This is a genomic window from Maribacter sp. X9 (genome assembly GCF_048537565.1).
GTDB lineage: Bacteria > Bacteroidota > Bacteroidia > Flavobacteriales > Flavobacteriaceae > Maribacter.
Genome location: NZ_CP183215.1, coordinates 658,067 through 683,834 on the forward strand (window position 1 = coordinate 658,067; position 25,768 = coordinate 683,834).

27 protein-coding genes are annotated in these 25,768 nt (G+C 39.2%); 4 read left to right on the forward strand and 23 right to left on the reverse strand.

Features of this window, described 5'->3' with window-relative positions:
* Position 1: 1 nt before the first annotated feature.
* From ACNR9Q_RS02805 to pdxA, 14 genes are all read right to left on the reverse strand, one after another.
* Positions 2-613 carry a hypothetical protein gene (locus ACNR9Q_RS02805; protein ID WP_419213079.1) on the reverse strand — a complete coding sequence of 204 codons (612 nt, stop codon included), beginning with the start codon at positions 611-613 and terminating at the stop codon, positions 2-4.
* A gap of 169 nt (positions 614-782) precedes the next feature.
* A complete protein-coding gene (locus tag ACNR9Q_RS02810; RefSeq protein ID WP_419213080.1) occupies positions 783-1,898 on the reverse strand; it encodes an NAD(P)/FAD-dependent oxidoreductase in 1,116 nt (371 codons plus the stop codon).
* Between the two features lie 135 nt (positions 1,899-2,033).
* Complete coding sequence (locus ACNR9Q_RS02815; RefSeq protein WP_419213081.1) at positions 2,034-2,417, reverse strand: CPBP family intramembrane glutamic endopeptidase; 384 nt, start codon at positions 2,415-2,417, stop codon at positions 2,034-2,036.
* Between the two features lie 50 nt (positions 2,418-2,467).
* Complete coding sequence (locus ACNR9Q_RS02820; RefSeq protein ID WP_419213082.1) at positions 2,468-2,710, reverse strand: hypothetical protein; 243 nt, start codon at positions 2,708-2,710, stop codon at positions 2,468-2,470.
* Between the two features lie 312 nt (positions 2,711-3,022).
* Entirely contained in the window at positions 3,023-3,625 is a 603-nt protein-coding gene (locus ACNR9Q_RS02825) for an AAA family ATPase (RefSeq protein ID WP_419213083.1), read from the reverse strand.
* Between the two features lie 281 nt (positions 3,626-3,906).
* Positions 3,907-4,764 carry an SDR family oxidoreductase gene (locus ACNR9Q_RS02830; RefSeq protein WP_419213084.1) on the reverse strand — a complete coding sequence of 286 codons (858 nt, stop codon included), beginning with the start codon at positions 4,762-4,764 and terminating at the stop codon, positions 3,907-3,909.
* A gap of 182 nt (positions 4,765-4,946) precedes the next feature.
* A complete protein-coding gene (locus tag ACNR9Q_RS02835) occupies positions 4,947-5,510 on the reverse strand; it encodes an ASCH domain-containing protein (protein WP_419213085.1) in 564 nt (187 codons plus the stop codon).
* A 114-nt stretch (positions 5,511-5,624) separates the two neighbouring features.
* Complete coding sequence (locus tag ACNR9Q_RS02840) at positions 5,625-6,098, reverse strand: hypothetical protein (protein WP_419213086.1); 474 nt, start codon at positions 6,096-6,098, stop codon at positions 5,625-5,627.
* 255 nt (positions 6,099-6,353) lie between these two features.
* Positions 6,354-7,706: an acetyl-CoA carboxylase biotin carboxylase subunit gene (accC, locus tag ACNR9Q_RS02845; RefSeq protein ID WP_419213087.1), complete on the reverse strand. Its 1,353-nt coding sequence runs from the start codon at positions 7,704-7,706 to the stop codon at positions 6,354-6,356.
* Positions 7,707-7,793: 87 nt separating this feature from the next.
* Positions 7,794-8,294, reverse strand: a complete 501-nt coding sequence (accB, locus tag ACNR9Q_RS02850) for an acetyl-CoA carboxylase biotin carboxyl carrier protein (protein WP_419213088.1) — start codon at positions 8,292-8,294, stop codon at positions 7,794-7,796.
* A 30-nt stretch (positions 8,295-8,324) separates the two neighbouring features.
* A complete protein-coding gene (locus ACNR9Q_RS02855) occupies positions 8,325-9,320 on the reverse strand; it encodes a beta-ketoacyl-ACP synthase III (protein ID WP_419213089.1) in 996 nt (331 codons plus the stop codon).
* A gap of 233 nt (positions 9,321-9,553) precedes the next feature.
* Positions 9,554-9,751: a 50S ribosomal protein L32 gene (gene rpmF, locus ACNR9Q_RS02860; protein WP_138115718.1), complete on the reverse strand. Its 198-nt coding sequence runs from the start codon at positions 9,749-9,751 to the stop codon at positions 9,554-9,556.
* An 8-nt stretch (positions 9,752-9,759) separates the two neighbouring features.
* Positions 9,760-10,290 carry a YceD family protein gene (locus tag ACNR9Q_RS02865; protein ID WP_419213091.1) on the reverse strand — a complete coding sequence of 177 codons (531 nt, stop codon included), beginning with the start codon at positions 10,288-10,290 and terminating at the stop codon, positions 9,760-9,762.
* A gap of 122 nt (positions 10,291-10,412) precedes the next feature.
* On the reverse strand, positions 10,413-11,465 hold the full coding sequence (gene pdxA, locus ACNR9Q_RS02870) for a 4-hydroxythreonine-4-phosphate dehydrogenase PdxA (protein WP_419214238.1): 1,053 nt from the start codon (positions 11,463-11,465) through the stop codon (positions 10,413-10,415).
* A 60-nt stretch (positions 11,466-11,525) separates the two neighbouring features.
* On the opposite strand from pdxA, the gene ACNR9Q_RS02875 reads away from it, so the two are divergent.
* The gene (locus ACNR9Q_RS02875; protein ID WP_419213092.1) at positions 11,526-12,113 is read left to right on the forward strand and encodes a riboflavin synthase; all 588 of its coding nucleotides are present in this window, start codon (positions 11,526-11,528) and stop codon (positions 12,111-12,113) included.
* 3 nt (positions 12,114-12,116) lie between these two features.
* On the opposite strand, the gene ACNR9Q_RS02880 is transcribed toward ACNR9Q_RS02875, so the two are convergent.
* The 5 genes from ACNR9Q_RS02880 to ACNR9Q_RS02900 all read right to left on the reverse strand — a co-directional run bounded on the left by ACNR9Q_RS02880 (position 12,117) and on the right by ACNR9Q_RS02900 (position 17,302).
* Entirely contained in the window at positions 12,117-13,316 is a 1,200-nt protein-coding gene (locus ACNR9Q_RS02880) for a hypothetical protein (RefSeq protein ID WP_419213093.1), read from the reverse strand.
* Positions 13,313-14,149, reverse strand: coding sequence for a type 1 glutamine amidotransferase (locus tag ACNR9Q_RS02885; RefSeq protein WP_419213094.1), 837 nt, complete (start codon positions 14,147-14,149; stop codon positions 13,313-13,315). Before ACNR9Q_RS02885 ends, ACNR9Q_RS02880 begins: the two co-directional genes overlap by 4 nt.
* Positions 14,150-14,213: 64 nt before the next feature.
* Positions 14,214-15,311, reverse strand: a complete 1,098-nt coding sequence (locus ACNR9Q_RS02890; RefSeq protein WP_419213095.1) for a carboxylate-amine ligase — start codon at positions 15,309-15,311, stop codon at positions 14,214-14,216.
* A gap of 42 nt (positions 15,312-15,353) precedes the next feature.
* A complete protein-coding gene (locus ACNR9Q_RS02895) occupies positions 15,354-16,496 on the reverse strand; it encodes an ATP-grasp domain-containing protein (protein ID WP_419213096.1) in 1,143 nt (380 codons plus the stop codon).
* Positions 16,497-16,588: 92 nt separating this feature from the next.
* Positions 16,589-17,302, reverse strand: coding sequence for an alpha/beta hydrolase-fold protein (locus ACNR9Q_RS02900; RefSeq protein WP_419213097.1), 714 nt, complete (start codon positions 17,300-17,302; stop codon positions 16,589-16,591).
* Positions 17,303-17,427: 125 nt separating this feature from the next.
* Between ACNR9Q_RS02900 and ACNR9Q_RS02905 the strand changes: the two genes are divergently transcribed.
* On the forward strand, positions 17,428-18,240 hold the full coding sequence (locus tag ACNR9Q_RS02905; RefSeq protein WP_419213098.1) for an alpha/beta hydrolase: 813 nt from the start codon (positions 17,428-17,430) through the stop codon (positions 18,238-18,240).
* Here ACNR9Q_RS02905 and ACNR9Q_RS02910 read toward each other — a convergent pair.
* Positions 18,237-19,322 carry an acyltransferase family protein gene (locus ACNR9Q_RS02910; protein ID WP_419213099.1) on the reverse strand — a complete coding sequence of 362 codons (1,086 nt, stop codon included), beginning with the start codon at positions 19,320-19,322 and terminating at the stop codon, positions 18,237-18,239. The genes ACNR9Q_RS02905 and ACNR9Q_RS02910 overlap by 4 nt on opposite strands.
* Positions 19,323-19,332: 10 nt before the next feature.
* Positions 19,333-21,144 carry a sodium:solute symporter family protein gene (locus ACNR9Q_RS02915; protein ID WP_419213100.1) on the reverse strand — a complete coding sequence of 604 codons (1,812 nt, stop codon included), beginning with the start codon at positions 21,142-21,144 and terminating at the stop codon, positions 19,333-19,335.
* An 87-nt stretch (positions 21,145-21,231) separates the two neighbouring features.
* On the opposite strand from ACNR9Q_RS02915, the gene ACNR9Q_RS02920 reads away from it, so the two are divergent.
* Both ACNR9Q_RS02920 and ACNR9Q_RS02925 read left to right on the forward strand, forming a co-directional pair.
* Positions 21,232-21,975, forward strand: coding sequence for a sulfite exporter TauE/SafE family protein (locus ACNR9Q_RS02920; protein WP_419214239.1), 744 nt, complete (start codon positions 21,232-21,234; stop codon positions 21,973-21,975).
* A 131-nt stretch (positions 21,976-22,106) separates the two neighbouring features.
* Entirely contained in the window at positions 22,107-23,630 is a 1,524-nt protein-coding gene (locus ACNR9Q_RS02925; RefSeq protein ID WP_419213101.1) for a GH3 family domain-containing protein, read from the forward strand.
* Between the two features lie 8 nt (positions 23,631-23,638).
* On the opposite strand, the gene ACNR9Q_RS02930 is transcribed toward ACNR9Q_RS02925, so the two are convergent.
* Positions 23,639-24,205: a hypothetical protein gene (locus tag ACNR9Q_RS02930; RefSeq protein WP_419214240.1), complete on the reverse strand. Its 567-nt coding sequence runs from the start codon at positions 24,203-24,205 to the stop codon at positions 23,639-23,641.
* A 59-nt stretch (positions 24,206-24,264) separates the two neighbouring features.
* Positions 24,265-25,689, reverse strand: a complete 1,425-nt coding sequence (gene cls, locus ACNR9Q_RS02935; protein WP_419213102.1) for a cardiolipin synthase — start codon at positions 25,687-25,689, stop codon at positions 24,265-24,267.
* Positions 25,690-25,768 lie beyond the last annotated feature (79 nt).

Here is a 25,768-nt window from a genome sequence, read left to right on the forward strand (position 1 = left end):
ATCAGTTTTCTTCAACGTGATAGAGATCTGCCAATTTATAAATAAGATAATTTACCATTTGATTCTCCGATTCATTCGCGCCCATCATTTTTTGAACCGCCTCTTCATTTTCTGCCTTAAAATATTTCAGGTCTCCAGAACGGTCCTCACTAAAAATATTCCACGATTTCAATCCGCTTAACATCGCCTTGTGAGCTTCGTACTTTTTCGTGATTTCCGCCACCTTCTTTTTACTTTCTCTACTTGACACATCACCTTCTTGAAGCAACTTATATTCTGCAGAAATCCTAGCATCGGCTTTTTCGGCTTCTGTAATGATCCTAAAATAAGCCCGTGAAACCAAACTTTGATACTTATCCTCAAAACCTGCCTCCATCTTAGAGTCTTCCACTAAAACAACCTCATTGTCGGCACTGGCATATAATTCATCGGTAGTGCTATTACGAGCGGCCACCAGGGATTCTTTCCAAGCTTTGGTCTTTATCAATTCTTTCCAAACTTTGGCATATTCCTTTTGATAATGGGTTTGAGTAGCTCCACAACCACTTAGGCAAATCAAAATAAACAGGGCAACAAATTTAGACGTAAAAAAACGTTCTTTTAATTTTTTCATATAGTGTTCAACGCTAAACCTACCTGCGTTTAAAGTTTACTGTTCTAATTAAACTTTTACGTAAGGTAAGAGACGACTTAAGCTATAGGGCGAAGCAATATAAAAATAAAATCGGGAGAAAAATGGTCTTCTAGACAAGATTTATAAAAACCGGATAAAAGGTGTTTTCCTAGTTAAAACAACCAGCCAACTGTTTGCCGATCGTAGTACCGATCGCAATACCCATACCCCCTAAACGTACACCACAAGCTATATTCGTGGAGATTTGTTTTACAATAGGTTTCTTCTGGGAACCTACGCCCATAATACCACTCCAACTATAGTCAATTTCAAAAGGGGTATTCGGAAGAATAACTGTTCGCAATAACTCCTCAAGCTTATTCTGTACCAAAGAAGTAGTACCAAAATCTACGGTCTCCTCGGTCTTGAAATCAAGATTTCGACCACCACCCAAGAGAATACGGTCGTCAACATTCCTGAAGTAATAATATCCTTCCTCTAAGTGAAACGTTCCCTTAATTTTAAGATTCGTTATAGGTTTGGTTATAAGCACTTGTGCCCTTGCAGGCTTTATCGCTTCTTTAAGTAATTGTGCTGTAAAGCCGTTGGTGGCAATCAGTAGTTTCTTTGTTTGAAACTCAAAATCAGCGGTCGCTACTTGTACGCTATTACCACTATCTTCAAATGATTTTACCATTGTAGTATTGAGAACGGTGATCCCTTTGTTCAAGGCTAATTGCAACAATGCCTTCATCATTCGGCCTGTATCGATTTGCCCCTCATGGAACTGAGAAATATAGTGCCCTTTAATTCCTTTAAAATTAAAGTGGTTTGGAGTGCTTGTAAAAGCATCCCCTTTAAAAACCGGGCGTAAAAGTTCATTGATATCCTTGAGGGTTTCTCTACAACGCTGATATAGTTCTCCTTCATTTTCTAAGAAAAGTTCATGACCACCCTGCTGTTCATAGCCAATGGCGGCATCGCCCAATAGGGCACGTAACGCTAGAATCCCTTCCCATCTATCCCTTACTAAATTCACCAGCTCCTCTTCGGTATGATACTTCATATCAGAAAGGATTTCTGAAATACTACCAAAACAGGCGAAACCTGCATTTTTAGTACTTGCACCTTGCGGTAAAACACCTCGCTCCAAAACCAAAATAGTTGATTTCGGATACCTCTTTTTTAATTGAATTGCACAGTTTAAGCCCACAATTCCGCTTCCAATCACCGTAAAGTCAATATTGGACAACCATGATGTTTTTTCCCAGTAGCTAAGGTTCATTTTATTTGTTCGTTAATAAGATGGGATTAGTATAGGTCACGGGGTTTTTGTTTTCATCTATTTAATTTCAATCCATAGGATAAAATATACAAAACGTCATTCCCAAATTAAAAGCTGAATGACATATTATAGCTCCTAAAATAGAGCTTGAACCTTTCTACAAACGTAAAATAAAATACTGATAACAAACATACTCAACACCCATATCAGCGTGGGTAAGAACAGGAATTGCCATTGTTGATTATGGAATATTAGTCCGAAATGCGAAATATGAACAAGAGCGAATGCCGAACTATCAATTAAAAATGCCTTTCTGTTTCCCAAAGATTTTGCAAAACTTGAATGAACAATTCCCCTAAAAAAAAGTTCTTCGCCTATCGGGCTAAAGGTCATTCCGATCAACGCAGAAACACCGAACATGATAAGCTTGCTTTTTTTGTCGATTTCTAGCGGAATGTTATACGATTTTCCTATATAGTTGTACCAATTCTCGTAAGAATTACCATAAAATATTTGCACGAGAAAGTAAAGTAAAATGCTAAAAACGATACCAATAAGCAAAGCAAAAATCAGCCAATGATTATTTGCAGGTTTTGTGATGCCGATTTTTTTCTGCCATACTTGCTTAGAAATACGAACGGCGCAATCACCATCATAAGCATCATGATTCCAACAAATTGCATATTGCCTATAACATTGCCGTGCAAGACCAAAACAAAACGAGGAATACAGATAAGAAGAATTAAGAAAAGTCCAAATTTCCAATTAAAATTGAACACCCTACGCCATATGGGTTTTAGTTCATTCTCCATATCTTATTGTCAATTTTCGATTCTATTTATAGGTTTTGTCTATTGTAAACAACCTTAGGCTACGATTTTGTTTGGACATTTTCAACAGAAATTATTTGTGTAAAATTTGACCATGTAAAAGATTTACAAGTTTTAAGTTAGTAAGAAACCGCAATAACTATAGCTGGTATGCCTGTTGCACAACCTCTTTTTCAATCAAACCACAAATTAATGTCAGTTTTTAAGAATACCATATAATTAACAATCAACAAATTAATATTCTTAAAAATCATGGAAATCATGAGTCTTGGGGAATTTAGGCTTGTGCAACGGTTACCGGTGTTGTGCGTTCATATTTTTATTCTCAATTCTATTTTGTTCAATAAATTCCAAGACAAAATCCGCTCTTTCACTTACAGATTTCTTTGGCACCTCGATAATTCTATAACCGTAATTTTTGTACGTTTCACTCATTTTTTTAAATGTTAAAGCCACTTCTTTCCAATCTTGTTTTCGCTCGTTATCAGTTTCGTAAATCTCTCGCCAAGGTGGAAGCATAAATACATTTTTATTATACCTCCAATTTTCCGCATACGAGTTCATTCGGTCACTTATTTCCGATTCAATTAATTCTGCGTAACAAATTGTGTCTAAGAATCCCCGGTCAAAAAAAATAGGTTTTTCATTATTTGAGTTTTTTTCAATTTCCTCAAAACTACTTACCGAACGGTCAAACATTATTTCCTTATATAAGTTCTTATTTTCCCAGGGTAAAGCTTTTCCGTTGTCTCTCTGCTGTTCTTTTATTAATTCCCGCGCGATTTCAGGAACAATTTCATACTTTCTTCTCTTTAATTCATTCAATAAAGTCGTTTTTCCTACTCCTGGTCCTCCCGTAATGATATAAAAATTATTATTTTCCTTTATATTGATCATTGTTGATTTCGGCTCGTTTTGTATGACATGTAACGGCAGTCTGTCTCAAAACTCATTTTGAACCCGTGAACTTTCCTTATTCAGAATTTCTCAAAGATCCTTACCCGAATATGGAACTCGAAAATAGGGGTTTTTGAAACAGTCTGACCGTAAATTATCTGAGTATTGGCAGATTACGTGGTAAATTCACTTTCAAACCGATACGTTATTTGAGCGGGCTACAAACCTTGATATTTTGAACTTTGCTTACCACTACTTCTACAAAATATTGTGTGCAGTTTTTAATTATTTCTTGCTTCTTTATTAAAGAAGTCTTCTAATTTCTCTTTCCCAAATAGTGGAGCAGTCATATCCATAACCATAGTTGTCATAAAGAATTCAATCGGACCATACATTTTTGGACTCGTAAATGTACGAACACACCAAAGTGCAAATTTTCTTATCCAATCAGGTAAATGAACAATCTTAATTTTCTTTCCGTATGCTTTCAATGCCAATTCTGCAATCTCGTTTTGAGTAAGCAAATCAGGACCCCCAATATTAATTTCCTTTTTATCTTGGTTGATAGCATTTACAACCTCTTTTGCTAAATCTTTTCCGTGAATTGGATTTAGTTTTAATTTTCCATCCCCGAACAAGTATACTTTTCCACCTTTTGCCATTTTAAGAAAATCTGCCATATCCGAGAAAAATCCATTTGGTCTGATTATGCAGTAAACTAATCCTGAAGATTTTAAATAATCTCCTAATTTTTCTTTTGCCTCACAAATTTTCAGCATTCTAAGTTTCTCACCGTTTAAAACGGATATATAGATAAACTTTTTGACTCCACTTCTTTTAGCTTCATCAATAAGGTTTGCATTTGCCTGATAATCGACATCCATATAAGTTAATCCATCTTTTTGTCTTGTAATACCAACTGTGCTAATTACTATATCTACATTTTTACAAATATCTATTAAGCTATCAGGTTTCGTTACTTGTGCTTCTACAATTTCAAGGTTGGGAGCATTTAGTTTTACTTTTTCTTTACTACGAACGACAATTTTCGTTTCATAATCTCTATCAATTAATTCCTGAGTTATGAATCTTCCTAAATATCCCGTAGCACCTGCTAATAATACTTTTTCTTTTGCCATATCTACACTATTTTCGTGCTTTATGCTACTTTAATTTAAATTCTACCCACGGTTCTTATAACCCCGATTACGGGTTAATATGCGCTAATGTTCAGTTTGGAACTGACCTTAGCAATTCCTAGCGGATTCGGACGTAGTCTAATCTGCCGTAATTGCGGTTATTCATTGTTGCCATTAGTACTTTATTCATTTTTTGGCCATACTTTTTTAAACTCCACAGTGACTATTAGCATTTCTTCGCTGGGTTTTCCCCCATTTTCCTTTAAAAAACTTTCAAAAAAATTCCAATGAGCTTTTTTCCATTTTTCGAGAGGTTCAACATCAGTTCCCATATCCATTTCAGCGTATTCTTTGGATATTTTGTTGAATGGAATTGTATCTACACTTATATTTTCTATAATCGCTTTTGCCTTTCCATTAAAGTCCGTTACGATTTGTTTTGTTCCTACTTTTGGTAATTCCGCATTATATTGTTTGTACAAGCTATAAAGTCCAGATGAAGCTCTCTTTTTTCCAGTCAGAGTTAATTCCGCCAATCGATTAGCATCTGCCTCGTTATTATGGAAAAAATCCGATTCAGGTATTTTGTTGTTTTTAAATTCAGGGTTTGATTGGGTAAAGTCATTCCACATTTCAGAAACTGATTTGTCAATTCCGTCCTCGGCCTCATTCGTCACTTCAGATTGATTTTCAGTTCCGATTTCACTTTTGCTTTTGGTTTCGTTTTTACAACCAACTAAAATCAAAAAAAGTAAGATTGAAATGTATCTCATAGTTTTTCAGGTATTAATGGCAACGTTTATGTATATGAGATGTGGCGTGTTTTAGCACGAACCTCTCCAAATTAAAACTGGCTTTATTCACTCGTGACCATTTGGACAACAATTTCCGTTTGTATGTTTTACAATTGATGTTTTAAAATTCTCAATATAATTTATTGCTCTTTCTCGGTTATATCCTTCTAATTCCTTTCCTTTTTCGTCCACAATATTTCCGCACCAACCACAACGATAGACGATTTCTCCATCATAATATTCAAATTCATTAGAGTTATCAATTCTTACGGATTCTTCATCATCTTTTAGAATTCCAATTCTATTTTGGGGAATTGTTTCTCCGTTAGCTTCTCGAATTAAAACTCCTAAAAGTAAATGAGGAAAAGTCATACTATATCCGTAATATTCTAAATACTCAATTACAACATCGTCGAAATTTTTGGAATTTAGGATAATTGTGTCATCTTCAGTTAGATTTTCGTCCAAAATTATATCTCTCAATAATCGGTAAGTGATTTTTTTTCCGATGTATTTTATTTCAGGTTTTTTTATTACCATTTCCAATTCGTTTTATTAATTCATTTCGTATTTCTTTCGATATTAGATTTTTTGTTCAGCTTGTTGGCAACGTAGATATATAGATCATATGATCTATATATCTTTTATTCTCTAAGATACTGAAATAAGTTTTAGGGATAGCAGCAACATCCTTTTTTGCCTTTTCGCCAAAAAGATACAGCGGATAGCCCAGCTTTTGCCAGCGCAAAAGAAAACCCATAAAAAAACTCCAACAGTGTGGTTGGAGTTTCGTTTTTATTCTTCGCGTTGTGGGTTCATTTTAAAATCGTTCATAAAGGCCGTGGTATAATTGCCGGCCAAATAATCGGGATGGTCCATCAACTGTCTATGAAAGGGTATCGTGGTTTTAATACCCTCGATAACGAACTCATCTAAGGCGCGTTTCATTTTATTGATCGCTTCTTCCCTGGTCTGTGCCGTAGTGATTAATTTGGCGATCATGGAATCATAGTTTGGCGGAATGCTATAGCCACTGTATACATGGGTATCCATACGTACGCCGTGCCCTCCCGGGGTATGTAATGTGGTAATTTTACCTGGTGACGGCCTAAAGTTGTTATACGGATCCTCTGCATTGATCCTGCACTCTATAGAATGTAGTTTGGGAAGGTAGTTTTTTCCTGAAATCGGCACCCCTGCGGCTACTAAAATCTGCTCTCGGATCAAGTCATAATCAATAACCTGCTCGGTGATAGGGTGTTCTACTTGAATACGGGTGTTCATTTCCATAAAATAGAATTTACGGTGCTTATCCACCAAAAACTCTATCGTACCCGCTCCCTCATATTTTATATACTCAGCGGCCTTAACGGCTGCATTACCCATGGCTTCGCGAAGCTTATCGGTCATGAACGGAGAAGGGGTTTCCTCGGTCAATTTTTGATGCCGTCGTTGTATTGAACAGTCCCTTTCCGATAAATGACAGGCCTTACCATATTGGTCCCCTACAATTTGAATTTCGATATGTCGTGGTTCCTCGATCAGTTTTTCCATGTACATACCGCCATTGCCAAATGCTGCTTTGGCTTCCTGTACGGCACTTTCGAAGAGCTCCTCCATTTTGTCCTCTGACATCACGGCACGCATCCCCTTACCTCCACCACCAGCAGTGGCCTTGATCATTACGGGGTAGCCCATCTTTTTAGCTACTTTTTTGGCATCGGCAACATCCTTCAACAGACCTTCTGATCCAGGTACACAGGGTACACCGGCCTTTTTCATGGTTTCCTTGGCCGTAGCTTTATCGCCCATACGGTCTATTTGATCCCCCGATGCACCAATGAACTTTATTTCATGTTCTGCACAGATACGGGAAAACTTGGAATTTTCAGATAGAAAACCGTAACCTGGGTGAATAGCATCTGCATTCGTGATCTCTGCAGCGGCTATAATATTCGGTATTTTCAAATAGGATTCACTACTCGCGGCCGGACCTATACATACGGCCTCATCTGCAAAACGTACGTGCAAGCTTTCTTCATCTGCCTTACTGTAGACGGCTACCGTTTTTATACCCATTTCCTTACAGGTACGGATAACTCGTAGCGCAATTTCTCCCCTATTTGCAATCAGTATTTTTTTAAACATCTTTTAAATTTTAAGTTCTCGGTTCCAAATGATTCCTACCTAGCCTTCTTATCGTTCGGTCTCTGACTCGTACTACTCAAAATTTAGTTAAGAAGGATCTACCAAGAACAAGGGCTGGTCAAATTCTACCGGAGAAGAATCATCGACCAATATTTTAACGATGGTTCCTGATACTTCAGATTCTATATCATTGAACAATTTCATGGCTTCGATGACACAAAGTACATCTCCATTGGATATAGAATCACCTACCTCAACAAAAACAGGTTTGTCAGGAGATGGTTTTCTATAAAAAGTACCGATAATAGGCGACTTGATGGTAATGTATTTCGCATCTTCAGATTTCTGTTTTTCTACAGCAGCGGCATTATCAGATGCTTCTTTTTGTTCCGCAGTCTGAACAGGAGCTGATGTCGGGATTGAGGGTTGTGGCATAGGCATGGCCTGAACGTAAGTTGGCTCTGGGTTGCCGTTTCCTAGACTTCCGGTACGTATGGTGATCTTAATATCGTCCGTCTCCAATTTCACCTCACTTGCACCCGATTTGGCTACGAACTTGATAAGGCTTTGAATCTCTTTAATATCCATATTTGTATAAGTTATATTGGTAGTTTTATGTTAGTTATAGGCCCATTTTAAATAGATAGACCCCCATGTAAAGCCGCCGCCAAAGGCTGCGAACACCAAGTTATCGCCTTTCTTGAGTTGGCTTTCGTAGTCACTCAATAATAAGGGTAAGGTAGCCGAGGTAGTGTTTCCATAACGTTGGATGTTCATCATAACCTTATCATCATCAACACCCATTCTTTTGGCAGTTGCATCTATAATACGCTTGTTTGCCTGGTGGGGAACCAACCAGGCCACATCTTTGTCGGTTAAACTATTGCGCTCCATGATCTTTGCCGCCACATCGGCCATATTCGATACCGCAAATTTAAATACGGTCTTACCATCTTGAAATATAAAGTGTTTTCTATTCTTGACACTTTCTTCTGTAGCAGGCATTAAAGAACCGCCACCTTCCATGCCCAAAAACCTTCTTCCAGTACCATCTGCACGCAAATACTCGTCTTGCAAGCCTAAACCTTCCGTGCTCGGTTCAAATAATACGGCTCCCGCACCATCCCCGAAAATAATACAGGTCGTACGATCGGTATAATCAATAATGGAGGACATTTTATCCGCCCCGATCAACAACACCTTTTTATAACGGCCTGATTCGATGTAACCGGCAACGGTAGACATCCCGAACAAAAAACTGGAACATGCCGCTAAAAGATCATAGGCAAAAGCGTTTACAGCTCCGATTTCCGAGGCGACAAACGCTGCGGTCGATGCAACCATACTGTCGGGGGTTGCCGTAGCCACGATAATTAAATCGATTTCTTCAGGGTTAAGGTCTTTCTTGTCCATGAGGTCCTTCGCCGCCTTAATGGCCAAATAAGATGTGCCCTCACCCTCTTCTTTCTTCAATACCCTTCTTTCTTTTATACCCGTTCGTGTAGTGATCCATTCATCATTGGTATCCACCAAATCTTCAAGCATTTTATTCGTCATTACAAATTGGGGAACATAGCCTCCGACAGCGGTAATAGCTGCTGTTATCTTGGTCATACTTTGTTTGCTTTCTTGTAAAAAACTTAAAAAACGAGTCAAAAGTCATGAAAATTAATGATTTTCAACGACTTTTCTCTAAAAGTTACATGGTTTTTGAAAATTTCCCTTGGCTATGTAAATAGCTTTACCGTACCTAATACGCACGATAATAACCATCCAATAACCAAATTGGACTAAAAAAAACTCCCTACTTCAAAAGAAGTGGGAGCTCGGTATAGTTTAAAAGGGTCTTAGGCTTCTGCTTCTTCGGTCTTATCGATCAAAACCTGACCTCTGTAATGTAATTTACCTTCGTGCCAATGCGCTCTGTGGTACAAATGCATTTCTCCTGTGGAGGAATCCTTAGCCAATGTAGGGGCTACTGCTTTATAATGTGTTCTTCTCTTGTCTCTCCTTGTTTTGGAAATCTTTCTTTTAGGATGTGCCATTTAAACTCTTATTTATCCGTTAATAGTTTCTTTAATTCATCCCAACGGGGATCACTTTCTTCTTTATCTGATCTTTTCTCTTTTGGTTGAAGTTCTTGTAGTTTATCCAAGACCTCAGATTTCAACGTTCCATCTTCAATACCTGGATGAACCCGTTTTTGTGGAACTGCCAATACCAACATTTCGTAAACGTATTGGGCAATGTTCAACTGGTGCTCTCCATGAGGTAGTATAAGGATTTCGTCGTCCTCATCATTATATTCCTCTCCGAACTTTACCACCAAATGCAAATCTGCATCTATAGGTTGGTCGTAAGGTTCACTGGTGATATCGCAATTAACGTTTACCGTTCCAGAGGCCTCAAGATCAAGCTCAAGCATGGTGCTTGTTTTATGCAATATTACGTCTAAGGTAATATTCGCATCGTTGAACTCATCGTATCCAAAAGAATCAAAGAACGTATTGTCAATCTGGTAATTAAAGTCGTGTTTTCCTTGCTTCAATCCTGAGAAAGGAATATTGAACTCCTTTTGCTTCATCTCGTACACACTTAAATTAGCATTACCGCCCCATAAAAGGCGGGTGCAAAGATACTATTATTTTAATAAAAGCCAATAGTTATCAACTATTTATCTTTATAACTTTTTTAGGCGTTAAAAATTTAACGCTCTCTTTTTAAACGCTGCTTTTTTAGGACATTCGACGTGAGTTCTTGATATTCGGTCCTGTTCTTGAAAATCTTTAATGCCATAAATACAGCTTCTTTGAACGAACTTTCATCCGCTACTCCTTTTCCCGCTATTTCATAGGCCGTGCCATGATCGGGCGACGTTCGTACTTTATTCAATCCTGCAGTGAAATTTACGCCTTGCCCAAATGATATGGTCTTAAAAGGTATAAGGCCTTGATCATGGTAGGCCGCTAAAATAGCATCAAATTTTTTATACCCGTCAGAACCGAAAAAGCTATCGGCAGAACAGGGCCCATAAACCAAATGTCCCATATTGAACATTTCACGAATGACCGGTTTCAGCACCTCGTCATCTTCCTTACCGATGACGCCATTGTCGCCACTATGCGGATTAATACCCAATAACGCTATTTTAGGTTTACGTATTCCAAAATCCATCATCAGTGATTTTTCAATGGTGTTGATCTTATCCCGTATCAATCTCGGAATTATCGCGGCAGAGACATCTTTTACCGCAACATGGTCCGTTAACAATCCTACTTTTAAGGTATCCGTGACCATGAACATTAAACTCTCGCCCTCGAGTTCTTGTGCCAAATAATCTGTGTGCCCTGGGAATTTGAATTCATCGGATTGTATGTTGTTCTTATTGATCGGTGCGGTCACCAAAACGTCGATATCCCCTTTTTTAAGTGCATCGACTGCCGCTTTTAAAGATTTAATGGCATAACTTCCACCTTCGGCCGTTGCTTTTCCAAATTGAATATTAGGCACCTCTTTCCAGACATTGACGATGTTCAATTTATGGTCAATGGCCTTAGAAGCATCTGGTATCCCATTAAAAATAATGTTAAGTCCCAATTCTTTCAATTGATGGGAAACGGTCTTGTTGGAAGCAAATATAATAGGCGTACAAAAATCTAACATTCTACTATCCTCGAACGTTTTTAAAGCCACCTCGCAGCCTATTCCGTTCAAGTCCCCAATAGAGATCCCCAACCTAATTTTACTATTTTCCTCCATGATAATCTGTACCTTTGTCGTCAAATTTGAATACCCAAAATTACTTAAATTAAACGACACATGTTCACCGGTATTATTGAAACATTAGGTAAAGTAACCGCCCTTGAACCAAAAGGTGGAAACTTGGATATTACGATAGCCTCTGCACTTACTCCAGAGCTTAAAATCGACCAAAGCGTATCGCATAACGGGGTATGTCTTACCGTTGTATCACTAACAGATGCAACCTATACCGTTACCGCTATTGCCGAAACCTTAAAGAAAACCAATTTAGATGCATTACAGGTTGGCGATAGCGTAAATCTGGAACGTGCCATGATTTTAGGGTCTCGATTGGATGGGCACATTGTTCAGGGCCATGTGGATCAGACCGGGGAGTGTACGAATGTTACCGAAGAAAATGGTAGTTGGCTTTTTTCATTCACGTACGATGCGACAAAAGGCAACCCGACCATAGAGAAGGGTTCCATCACTATTGACGGAACTAGTTTGACCGTTGTTAACTCAGGTAAGAATACCTTTGATGTTGCCATTATACCCTACACCTATGAGCACACCCGTTTCAATACCTACCAAAAAGGTACAGTCGTGAATTTGGAGTTCGACGTTATTGGAAAGTACGTGGCGAAATTAATGTCCTTTCGCTAGACCTTACAGCTCAAAGAAACTAATAGAGGATCCGATCCATGTTTCATCTACTTGATGAGATACATTGATCATTTCTCCTTTACTCATACGCGTTAGATTGATGACCGGCTCTAATCTGTCTTTTTCATCGTCCCAAACAAAGAGCATCCGCAACTCTACTTTTGAATTCTTAGCGGTATTTGTTTTAATTAATGGAGCATACGCCACTTTTTGTTGAAGAATATAATTCTGCTTATCCTTGATTGCTTCTATCGTTTCTTGATTTGGATGTAAATTAATTCCTTGGCCGGCAAATGAGAATAAGGGTTTTAAGACATACTTTTTTAAATCAAGATCTACCGGATAGTCTGTCAAATAATAGGATTTTGGAATGTTTTTATGTTCTAACAGTGGCATGATACATTTTGATATCATAAAAAACCAGTCGGGGTGGGTGACCCACTCAACGTCCAAATCATCGTTGAGGTTAAAACTGGTTTTCAAATCTTGAATGCGCTCTAACTCATCATAAATGACTCTGTTGTAAATTCTTTGGATGGCCGTTTTCTCTCCATCCTTATTACGATAAAAAAGCTTTCGCCCTTCTTTGATTACCTTGGTCATACAGACAATCTCTATTCCCAAGGCCTCTTTCGTAGACCAGAAATCGATACGCGTTTTTTGCTTCTCCGGGAAAAGTTCCAAGAGAATCACGTTTTCGGGTTGTTCATTACCCAATATTACGTGCTTTACTTTTTCAGTATACGTTTTCTTATTCAATCCATTCAAATAATAATCAAACCCCTCTTGGGGCATGTTGGGATAATATTTTAGGAAAGATTCCCCTAAAAATGGCTGATAAAAAAATAAGGTGGGAAACGCCTGAAGCTCTATTAATTGTGGTGTAATACCGCCCTTACCATCTTCGCATAAACCAAAATCGATTGCCAAGAAATGTGGGTTGCCCATTGGCACTGGCGACTGTAGTTCTTTAGGTATGAATTTTCGTCTGATTTCCTGAAAATCAATGTTCCACAATTGCTCAATAATAGCCGTGCATGCAGCATCAACCTGTGCCTTAACTTCTTTACTTATAAAAACTGGGGTTTCCGATATTCTAAAAGCACTAGGTTCTTTATACCTATCTATAATATGTTGTAACAGATTCTCATAATAGGACTGCTTAAAGGTGGCATTAAATTCATTTCGTATTCTTGGTATCATACCGTTTGCAGTTTTTGACTATCAATGGCTTCTGCCGCCAATTTTAAAAATGTCGGAATGAGGGTTCTATTGGTCTTATAGATTTTGGACTTATCATCTAATTGCGTGATCATCTCAATATATTTCTTTTTACCATGCCTTTTAACAATTTGCTTCCTTTTTTCCTCTTTTGCAAAATAACGAAGCATTCCCTCGGCATCGGCTTCTGGATGAAATTGTACCCCAAAAATTTCATTGGAAAAGCGAATGGCCATTACGGCACGCTCTAAAGGAACATTGGGCCTAATTTTCTCCCTGCACAACACCTTCCCGTCCAAAGTTTCCAATTTCCACTCCTTAGGGCCGACCACTTGATAATCGCGAGAATCAACCGCGTAAAAAGGATCTTTCAAATCTCTGAAGAGCACCTCTTTTTCCCCACTCTTTGTTTTATACATTGGGAAAATACCAAAGGAAGTGGAACGCCTTTTGGTAACCTTGGCCACATCCCAATGTAAACAGGCCAACTGAAATGAATGGCAGATTAAAAAAAGGTGTTTTTTCTGTGCTTTTGATAGGTTATGCGAAAGTACGGCATCTAAGAATCTGAAGTAAACGGCTTCCCATTCCGCTCCTACTTTAAACGGTGATCCCGGGCCCCCGGAAGACACGAAAATATCATATGCAGCGATGTCGGGAATTTCAAGTTTGTTTCGTACTTCGAAAACATCATAATTTCCCTCTACCCCATCCTGTTCTAAGAACGACACGACAAGTGCGGTAATACAACGCATACCCTCATTGGGCTGCGCGTCGTTCATATCCAATACCGCTATGCTATATTTCCCCTTCATCTATCATTATTTGGCCAAAGTTCTGAATAAACATCATCAAGAACCTTATTACAATTCTATTTAATTACAATCCCTTTCTGGTCTGCGCAACAATGTACTTCGTTACTTCTACTAAATCTCTTGTATCATGAAAAACCTTTAATTGCCGGTCTGCGCCAGAGCCTTCTTCCAAAATTTGGTAAACATAATTGACCTCAGTACGGCAGTCCAATTCATCGACCACATCGTCAATGAATTCTAACAACTCGTTCATCAGCTTTGTAAACGGCACTTCCTCTTCCTTGCCAAAATCGATCAATTTAGATTCTATGCCCCAACGTGCCGCACGCCATTTATTCTCATTCAGCAGCAATCGCCTATAATTTCTAAACGTTTGATTTTTTTTGTGCAACTTGTACAGCTTGGCCACCAAACATTGCATTAATGCCGCTATACAAGTGACCTCGTCTACCGTCATCACTACGTCACAAATTCTAAATTCTATTGTTGGGTAATGGGGATGTAGTCGTATGTCCCACCAGATTTTCTTACTGTTATCCAAGCAATTGGTCTTCACCAAGATATCCACGAACTTATCATACTCCCCTACGCTTGCGAAAAAGGGCGGTATACCCGTTCTCGGAAATTTATCGAAAACCTTGCTCCTATATGATTTAAATCCGGTATTCCTACCTTCCCAAAATGGGGAATTCGTAGAAAGCGCATATAAGTGTGGTAAAAAATAGCGCACTGTGTTCAAGATTTCAAGACCTTCTTCCCTACTGGGGATGGCTACATGCACATGCATTCCGAAAATAAGGTTTCCTCTGGCCACATCTGCCATTTCTTGAATGATCGCATCATACCTAGGATTGGAAGTAATCAACTGCTGATCCCATTCAGAAAAAGGGTGTGTTCCTGCGGCGGCAAGCTTTAGCCCTTCATCATCTGCCAATTTAAGCACTTGTTGCCGTAGATAGGAAACCTCGTCCCTCACCTGATGTACGTTTTCACATACATTGGTTCCCATCTCGACCATAGATTGATGCATTTCTTCCTTGATACGTTCCTGAAGCAGGACTTTACCATCATCGATGATCTTGGACATTTGGGACCGTAATCGATAGGTATCACTATCCAAAACCTGGAACTCCTCTTCTATGCCTAGGGTAAACTTGTGCATGTGACTACTGTTTATTCTTACTGTTCAAAAAGTGTTACCCTGTTATTTCTTAGGTTTTGGTGCCGCCTTCGTCTTAGCGGGCGCCTTCTTGACAGCCGCCTTCTTCGCTGGTGCTGTTTTCTTTGCTGGTGCCGACTTGCCCGTAGTTACTTTAGATGGTGCTTTTTTAATTGCCGTTTTCTTGGCTTCTGCAGCCGTTTTCAAACTTACTTTACCGGTATTTGGCTTAACAGGAGTTATCGAATTACGTACAAATTCACCCCAAGACGTATTGTTCTGTTTCGGTTTGTGCTCTTTAGCCTTTTCGATGGCATATTTAGCCGAATGTTCTACAATCCAATCAAAATTCTCTTGGCCTACGGAATGTATATCAGCATCGGGTGCCGGGTTGCAAAAGTCGATCGCATAAGGGACCCCATCACGCACTGCAAATTCAACGGTATTGAAATCGTACCCAAGTGCTTGATTCAATCTAAGGGTATAGTCGTGCACGGTCTTCAGCAATTTCTTACGCTCTTCCCCTGTGGCCTTACTATCACTTACATAGCGTTCATGAAACGGTTTTCTGGGATCATATGGCATTATATGCACATATTTCTGCCCTAAACAATATACGCGGAAATAATCATCAAAAACAATCTCTTCCTGTAGCATCATGACCAGTTGCCCCGTTTCCTTATGCTTCGTAAAAAGGTCCTCGGCATTTTCTACGCGGTATACATTTTTCCATCCGCCACCGTCGTGAGGTTTCATATAGGCCGGGAATCCGATATAATTGAAAATGTACTCCCAATCCAATGGTGCTTTTAGATTTCTGAAAGACGTTTCACTTGTATTGTCGGGTCTAGCATTTGAAGGCAGCAACACTGTTTTTGGAACGGGTATTCCCATTTCCATGGACAAACAGTTGTTAAAAAACTTCTCATCAGCACTCCACCAAAATGGGTTGTTGATAACGGCCGTTCCCATCAAGGAAGCGTTCTTCAAATAAGCTCGATAAAAGGGAACCTCTTGAGATATACGGTCAAAGATTACGCTATACCCATAATCGATGCCTTGTTGTACCTTATCTATTTGAACTGCTTCGGCGATAATTTGGCCCGCTCCCAATTCGTTCACCTTATCTATAAATGCCCAAGGGAAGGTATCTTCCATGCCGAACAATATTCCTACTTTTTTTACCATGTTGTTGTATGTTTTTTAAGATCTTAACCTATATCAATATAAGGAAAATACTATATTTTATTTAACCCAAACCCTCAAATAGCTTGCTTAAATCATTTAAAATAAGCACCTAAATATTCAGGAAACATCATTTTCCATAGGGGCCAATCGTGCGAGATCCTTTTTTTTTCATCGTACCAATGCGCGATTCCCTTTCCATTTAAAATACCTGACATGTGTCTGTTCTTATCCAAACAAATATCCCAGTCAGAGGTGCCCAGTACAATTTGCATATGATCATACTTCCAACCGTCCTCATGCCGCATGTACTCATCGGGACAGTTGTAATAAATACGCAAATCATCCGATAAGGGAGCCATGTTCCTAATGTTGAATGCTGCGCTCATACCTATATAATGAGAAATCAAGTCGGGAAACCTAAAGGCCGTATTCGCTGCGTGGTATCCACCAAAACTAACCCCGGAAACCCCGATACGATGGGTATGACATTCCCGTTGAATAAAGGGGATCAATTCATTCTTTAAAAACTGCATAAACAATTCATAATTATGCATTTTAGTACCTGTATCCATATGATCATCATAGAAAGACATCATATCTATGGTTTCAATATTATACAGTTTAACTTTTCCTTCATCGATAAAATTCATTACCGATCCAACCAGACCAAAATCTGTGTTCTGGGTAAAATGACCCCCAGAAGAAGGGAACATTAGTATCGGATGCCCCCAATGACCGGTAACCTCCAAGTTCATGTTACGCCGTAATGTATTGGAATAATATTGAATGTATTCTACTTTAGCCATAGCCATCAAGTTAAACAAAATGGTTAAATATCAACATATTAAGGGCGTCAAAAGTAATTTATTTCAAAATATGCCAATATATATTTCGGCGGATACCTATACTTGCACTTTCATACCATATTTTTATGCAGTTCTACATTGAGAGCATTACCATAAAAGGCAAGTATTTTTCTAAAAATTTAGAACGAACAGTGGATTTCCGTTTTGTAGCTCCGCAAGACTATTGGCACTCAAAAAATAACTTTGCCGTGTTACTGATGAATGATGGCCAAGACTATGATGCTTTACAACTAGAACGAACCTTGTCGCTAGCTTTTTCTTCGGCTACTATCAGGCCCTTCTTATATGTGGGTATTTCCTGCAATGAAAACCGCATACATGAATATGGCACCGCCTCTACGGCCGATTTTAAGGGAAGGGGCGGTCTAGCCGTGAACTATTCTGAATTTATTATCGAGGAATTTATTCCCTTTTTAAAAAATGAATTCAAGGTTTCGAAAGAAGGTAAAGAATGGGTCTATTGCGGCATGTCGCTTGGAGGACTCTCGGCTTTTGATATTGTTTACAACCATAGCCTACATTTTGGTAAAGTCGGAGTCTTTAGCGGATCCTTTTGGTGGCGTAAAAAAGCATATGTCAAAAATGATCTCGTAGATCGAAGCAGGATTGTTTTAGATGTAGTTAAAAATGGGCCCTACGCCGACCATTTGAAGTTTTGGTTTCAATGTGGCACGTTAGATGAAACCGCAGACCGAAACAATAATGGAATTATAGATGCTATTGATGACACTTTAGACCTCATTAAAGAATTGACCCTAAAAGGTTATTCCTACCCCGGTGCCATCACCTATGTTCAAGTTGACGGTGGCAAACATGACCTAACTACTTGGGGAAAGGTGTTTCCGCAATTTATAAAATGGGCAATGGGAGCGAATTAAACCTTTATGAATATTTTTCTTCTGTAAAGGAAATAGGCCAAGAAACTATAAAACAAAACCACGCTTAAACCATATAAAAGCGAAGAAGTTTCCATAGCCAGAAAGTCATGCACATATATATTCTGAAAAAGCCAACCGTGTAATGAAGTACCCCCAACTTTGATCTGCCCCATTAACTTGCTAATAAAACTGGAAAGAAAATACACCACAATGGCATTGGCGCCGGCATATCTGAATATCGAACCGAATTCAATCTTCTTGACATCGGTTAGGTAATAAATCAGTGCAAGAACCAGATTTGCCCACCCTGCGGTAACCAAAACAAAACTGCTGGTCCATAAGGCTTTATTGATGGGGAATACCAAATCCCATAAATGCCCGATGATTAATAAACTTCCACCAAGTCCCATTAATAATGTGGCCTTCTTTTCTTGCTTGGATGTCAATATCAATCCGGTAAAAATACCTAGCAATGCACTAGCAATAGAAGGTATGGTACTTAAAAGTCCCTCGGGATCATAATCTGCTTTATAATTATGTGTCCCAAAAACCTTGACATCTAACCAATTGGCTAAATTATTGGGAGCCCTTTCCAAGGTGGATGCCACCCCATCAATAGGGATAAGGGTCATTAGCACCCAATATCCTATCAAAAGAATTACCGCTACCCAAATCAACTTTTTCCAATCGAGATTGATAAATAATAGGGATGCAAAAAAGAAAACCACCCCAATACGTTGTAAAACCCCCGGGAACCGAATGTTTTCAAAATCTTTAAAGAACGGGAAATGGATGATGAAAGCACTAAGAAAAAGACCTAGTCCAATAAGTTTTAAGGCACGGATTATAATCTTTCTGTACGTACTACCATCGGCTGTTTTATTTTGATAAGAAAAAGCAATTGATGTCCCTACAATGAACAAAAAGAAAGGAAACACTAAATCCGTTGGGGTATATCCATGCCAATCTGCATGTAAAAAAGGTGCATAAACAGCAGACCAAGTGCCCGGAGTATTGACCAAAACCATAAGCAATATAGTCGCTCCCCTAAAAATATCAACAGATAAAATACGGTCTTTCATTATGGTAAGGCTATAGCAAGTTCCCCTTTAAACGGTTCCAGGCCTTAATCAGCAAAAATGCCGAGATTATAGAAATAACGGTCAGTACCATAGCTTGTGTGGTCCTGCCATAAATCCAATAACCGGTAGCGAACATAATGGAATAAATGAGCACAACACCGAGCAACATAGCGGTGATGCCTGCCGGTACACTCCACTTTTCCTTGGTCTTTACAATTTCAACGGAATCATCGTTAGCATCTGAAACCACTTTTGACCAGCCTGGTCCGCCTGGTTGAATTTTAATATAAAAACTTCTTAAGGTTTCCTTCGATTCTGGTTGGGTCATAAAGGTTACCGCCATCCATATTGCTGTAGTTACAACCACGACAAAGGGATAATTGGCCCATTCGGGCAACATACCAGTTTCAGGGGCAAATAAAAATTCGCCAAGACCTGTTTTCACCAAAAGAATGGAAATGATACCCGATGCGAACATCGCGGCAATTTCACTCCACGCGTTGATACGCCACCAGAACCATCTCAAAATAAAAACGAGCCCTGTTCCAGCTCCGAACGTAATCAGTAAATCAAATACCTCGAACGCATTTTGCAAGGTTAGCGCAAATAAAGCACTTAAAACCATCAAAACCACGGTAGAAATCCTTCCTACGGCCACCATCTGCTTCTCTGTAGCATTGGGGTTTATCTGTTGCTTATAAAAATCAAACACAATGTAGGAAGAACCCCAGTTCAATTGGGTAGATATGGTACTCATGTAGGCAGCTACCAATGATGCCAGTACAACCCCTAAAAGGCCACTTGGTAATTTGGTCAACATGGCCGAATAGGCCAGATCATGACCTAGTTTACTTTCAGCAACATCTGGGAAGGCCTCATGTATGCTTGCAATATCTGGATAAACGACCAAAGAAGCCAAGGCAACCAAAATCCAAGGCCATGGGCGGAGGGCGTAATGCATAATATTAAAAAAGAAAGTTGCCCCTATAGCATGGTTTTCATCTTTTGCCGCCAACATACGTTGCGCAATATAACCACCACCCCCTGGTTCTGCCCCTGGATACCAAGAACTCCACCACTGTACGGCAATAGGAATGATGAAAAGGGTCACTAACACTTTTGTATTGTCAAAATCGGGCAAAATATTAAGCTTGCTCGACACTACTTCATTGGCCATAAGTGCAGAAATCCCCCCCACTTCAGGTATGTTGACTAAATAATAAGCTGCTCCTATAGCCCCTGACATCGCCACAAAGAATAACAGAAAATCGGTATAAACTACACCTTTAAATCCGCCAAGCGCACTGAATATTACAGTAATCAATCCGGCTCCTACAACGGTTTCCCAAGGCTCAAGCCCCAACATAATACCACCTATCTTTATAGCGGCCAAGGTTACGGACGCCATGGTAATGATATTGAACAAGGCCCCTAAATAGATGGCCCTGAACTTTCTTAGGAAACTTGCAGGTTTACCCCCATAGCGCATTTCGTAAAACTCAAGATCCGTGTTTACATTTGATTTACGCCATAGCTTGGCGTAAACAAAAACGGTCAACATACCCGTTAACAAAAAGCACCACCAAACCCAGTTACCCGAAACACCTTGTGTTCGAACAATATCGGTTACCAAGTTGGGCGTGTCGGTCGAAAAAGTTGTCGCCACCATAGAAAGGCCCAATAACCACCAAGGCATCGTACGGCCAGAAAGAAAAAACTCCGAAGAGTCTTTACCTGATTTTTTAGATACATAAATTCCTATGCCTAGCACAAGGGAAAAGAAAACTATTATAAATCCATAGTCTAATGAACTGAGTTCCATAAATTGGTTTTAGGTTGATGGTTAAAGATATGTTTTTTTAGGATATTTTTGCCGCTAATACGCCAAACGTACTACGTGCTTCTATCAATGACTTCTGAAATAACCCCAACAGCCTGGATCCTTGCCTATGTAGCCACGTTTATTATAGGACTTTCAAAGGCTGGCATAAAAGGAATCGCAGTAATGAACGTAACGTTAATGGCCTTGGCCTTTGGCGCAAAGGAGTCTACAGGAATGGTCGTTCCACTGCTGGTCTTGGCCGACATTTTTGCGGTGATCTATTATAACCGCTATACGCAATGGAGTTATGTCATGAAGGTTCTTCCATGGATGGTTTTTGGCGTTTTAATTGGTGTGGTCATTGGAAAGGACTTGCCCGAAAAATTCTTTAAGATCGGCATGTCCATCATCATTATCATAACCGTATTCATGATGTATTGGTGGGACCGCAAAAAAACTAAAACGGTACCCACGCACTGGACTTTTGCAAGTTCTATCGGCACTATTGCAGGTATCACCACAATGGTGGGAAACTTGGCCGGGGCCTTTTCCAATATTTATTTTTTAGCCATGCGCTTACCAAAAAATCACTTTATAGGAACGGCCGCGTGGCTCTTCTTAATCGTTAATATTATAAAACTACCTTTTCATTTTTTTGTATGGGAGACCATTTCCTTTGATTCGATAGTCCTCAACTTAAAGTTGTTACCTGGAATTTTAATCGGTTTTTTTGTTGGTGTACGCTTCATAAAGTTCATTAAAGAGGCTTTTTTCAGAAAAATGATCCTTGCCTTGACTGCTGTTGGGGCCATTTTAATAATGTTGAGTTAAGAACCGTTTCTTCTAATATTCTAAAAAAAATTGCCGCTTTAGTGTATTAGAGCTATTTCTTTTACCATAGAGTTATTCTTTATCCTCGCAAACATTTAATTTTAATCCTTAATTACGGAAGATTTTACAGTATGAATATTATAGGCAATTTCATCAAGGGAGTTATTAACGTCACTGATAAAATATCAGGTGACGACAACCCTATTGAAGAACAAAAGGAGGTACTTAAAAACCTGCTCAAATCTGCAAAGGACACCTCCTTCGGCAAAGCTTACAGGTTTGAAGACCTTTTAGAAAGCGATGATATGGCCACAGCGTTCAGAGAAGCTGTGCCTTACTTCGACTACAACGAAATCAATGAAAAATGGTGGCATAAACTACATGAAGCGCAATCGGATGTCACTTGGCCAGGACATCCAGATTATTTTGCCCTAAGCTCTGGAACAACCGGCAAAACAAGTAAACGTATACCTGTTACCGATGAAATGATAGATGCCATTCGTGCTGCGGGTATCAAACAGGTTTTAGCCCTGGCGAACTTTGATTTGCCGGCGGATTTCTATGAAACAGGAATACTAATGCTAGGTAGTTCTACCGATTTGATTGAAAACAAAGATCATTTAGAGGGAGAGATTAGTGGCATCAGTGCCAGTAATATTCCATCTTGGTTCAGTGGTTATTATAAACCCGGAAAAGAAATCGCTAAAATTGACGATTGGGACGAAAGGGTCGCTAAAATTGTTGAAAAAGCTCCCGATTGGGATATTGGGGCACTTAGCGGAATTCCTTCATGGATCGAATTGATGCTTAAGGAGGTTATCAAAGAACATAACCTGAAAAATATTCACGATATCTGGCCAAACCTTACCGTATACACTTCTGGCGGGGTGGCTTTTGGCCCCTATGAGAAAAGCTTTAATGCCCTTATGGGAAAACCCGTTACCGTCATTGACACCTATTTAGCATCAGAAGGGTTCATCGCTTTTCAAAGCCGACCCGATACCGATGCTATGAAACTTGTAACCGATAACGGTATTTACTTTGAATTTGTTCCTTTTAATCCCGATTACATTTTAGAAGACGGCTCCCTTTCTCAAAATGCGCCATCCCTAACATTATCAGAGGTCAAAACAGGTCAAAATTACGTGCTGATCATTAGTACGGTAAGTGGTGCTTGGCGCTATTTAATTGGTGATACTATCGAATTTACTGATGTAGAGCGTGCAGAAATTAAAATTACAGGTCGTACCAAGTTCTTCTTGAATACGGTCGGTTCACAATTATCGGTTAATAAATTGGATGACGCCTTACAGGAATTAGAGCAACATTTTGACATAGAAATTCCCGAATATACCCTCTGCGCCAAAAAATATAATGATGGGTTTTACCATACGTGGTACTTGGGAACCACTGCCAACCTTGATACCAAAGAGGTCTCCAAAAAACTCGACGAATCTTTGAAAGATGCCAACAAGAATTATAAAGTAGCACGATCAAAAGCTCTGAAGGGTGTAAAGGTTTTCATTGTGAATCCTGATGTTTTTTATGACTGGAACGACCGCAACAAAAAGAAAGGGGGTCAAGTAAAAATGGAACGGGTTATGAACGAAGAAAAATTTGCAGATTGGGAAGATTTCGTTGAAAAACAATCGTAATATTTAGGTCAATCTGTGGGTAGGGCATCTCGCTCTTCTACCAGCAGCATAATTTCTTCTGGAGAAAGATATAAATTCTTAATGCGGTCAATGTATTTTTGTGAGAGGCCTGCTTTCTCCAAAATAAATTCCTTTGTAGCCAAAATATACTTTTCCATGCCATGCTTCACCGCATATGAATCTGCACGCCGCTCTGCACCACGAATGTATTTTTTTGAAGTCAAATAGCTAATGCCGAAACCGATTAAATTGAGGCCACTTCGTTGTTCAAAATCCATCACATGGCCTAACTCGTGGCCTAACCATCCGATCATAATTTCAGAAGGAATATCTTTTGTAAAATAAACGGAGTCGGCAATCTCAATTTTTTCACTGATCAAGATTTTATAGGATCGGTGTTTCCTCCTTTTAAAAAAACTAGAAAATTTAGGTTGCGCCTGCATCGTAGATTTTTTAATGTTCTTTTTAAACTTGAACTCAATGGGAATAGTGGAAAGTTCAGGATAATGTGATAGGGCGATCTTGGCCTCTGCCGCTATTTCATCAGGAAATGTATGCTGTGCACATGTCACCATATGGGTACTTAATATTATAACGAGTAAATAGTTCGACAATTTTTGGGATAAAGATATTATTAAAGCAGCGGACTAAAGAATTTTGCCAAACCTTCTAAGAATTTTGTAAAAGGGGAGCGCTTTTTAAAGGGGCCCATGGCCAATTGTATATCCTCTTTGCAATGCCCTTGAAATAGTACTTCTATTTGCGTGGCTATTTCTTTGTCGTAAAGAATGGCATTTGTTTCAAAATTATGTTCGAAACTTCTATAATCGAAATTTCCTGAACCTACAGAGGCTATCTCGCTGTCTATGATGATGACCTTACTATGTGAAAAATCAGGTCTTAGGAATATGTTCGCCCCCACTTCCAATAAGGCCTCGAAAGTTGAAAACATACTATACTTTGCTAAAAATGAATCTGATTTTTTGGGAGTCAACAAAGTCACCTTTACACCGCTTAATGCCGCAATACGCAGCGCTTCCATGACGGGTGCCCCGGGAATAAAATAGGGGTTTGCAATACAGATACTCTTTCTGGCAATGTTGATCATCGCCAGATATTGCTGCATAATCGCTGGATATCGTGAATCTGGGCCACTTGAAATTACCTGGGCTATGGTAGTGCCGGCCGGTTCTATTTTAGGAAAATACTTCTCTTGTAACAAGAGCTCTTCTTCCCCGGCAAAATGATAATCTTTAACGAATACACGCTGTAAGCTATTTACGACCGGGCCCTGTAAACGCAAATGAAGGTCTTGCCACAACCCCAAATCGGAAATCGGTTTCATGTACTTGTCCGACACGTTGAAACCTCCGGTGAAGCCGATTTTCCCATCCACGATTACGATTTTCCTATGGTTTCGATAATTAAGGGTAAACAGTAGATTTCCAAATCGTATGGGCATGGATGCATATGCCTTTACCCCAATTTTTTTGAAACGCTTTACTACTTTACCCCTTAAAGAATTACTGCCCAATGAGTCATACAGCATCCTAATTTCGACCCCTTCCTTTACTTTCTTTTCAAAGAGGTCGTAAAAGCGGTCTAAAAGCATGCCTTTTTCCAAGATGTAGTACTGAAGGTGAACGAAATGCTTTGCTTCATCAATAGCCTTGAAAATCGCCTCGAAGGCTTCCTCTCCACTGTTTAGCAACGTGATCTGGTTACCTTCATAGGGTGCGAAATAGCTATTTTTTCTTATAAGAGATGCTAATTTATCCTGCTTATAATCCTTAAAATCATGAACGCTTTGCTCACCTCCTTTTAACTCCTTGTAGGTTTCAGAATAAAGTTTTCGCTTCTCGGTTTGCTTTAATTTAAAGAGCTTAAACTTTCTCCTGTTTATCCCAAAGAGATAGTACAAAAGAGGACCTAAAAACGGCAGGACAATAACCGACAACGACCAACTGATCATCTTCGTGGCCGTAGATCCGTTAAAAATAATATTAACAATACTCCATAGGGTAACCGTTAGGTAGGCAAGCCAAAACAAAGTATTCATCGGTTTATATATAAGTTGGACACAAGATACCATATTTTATCGGGCATCGGTATTTTAAGTGTATTTAGGATATTTTTCA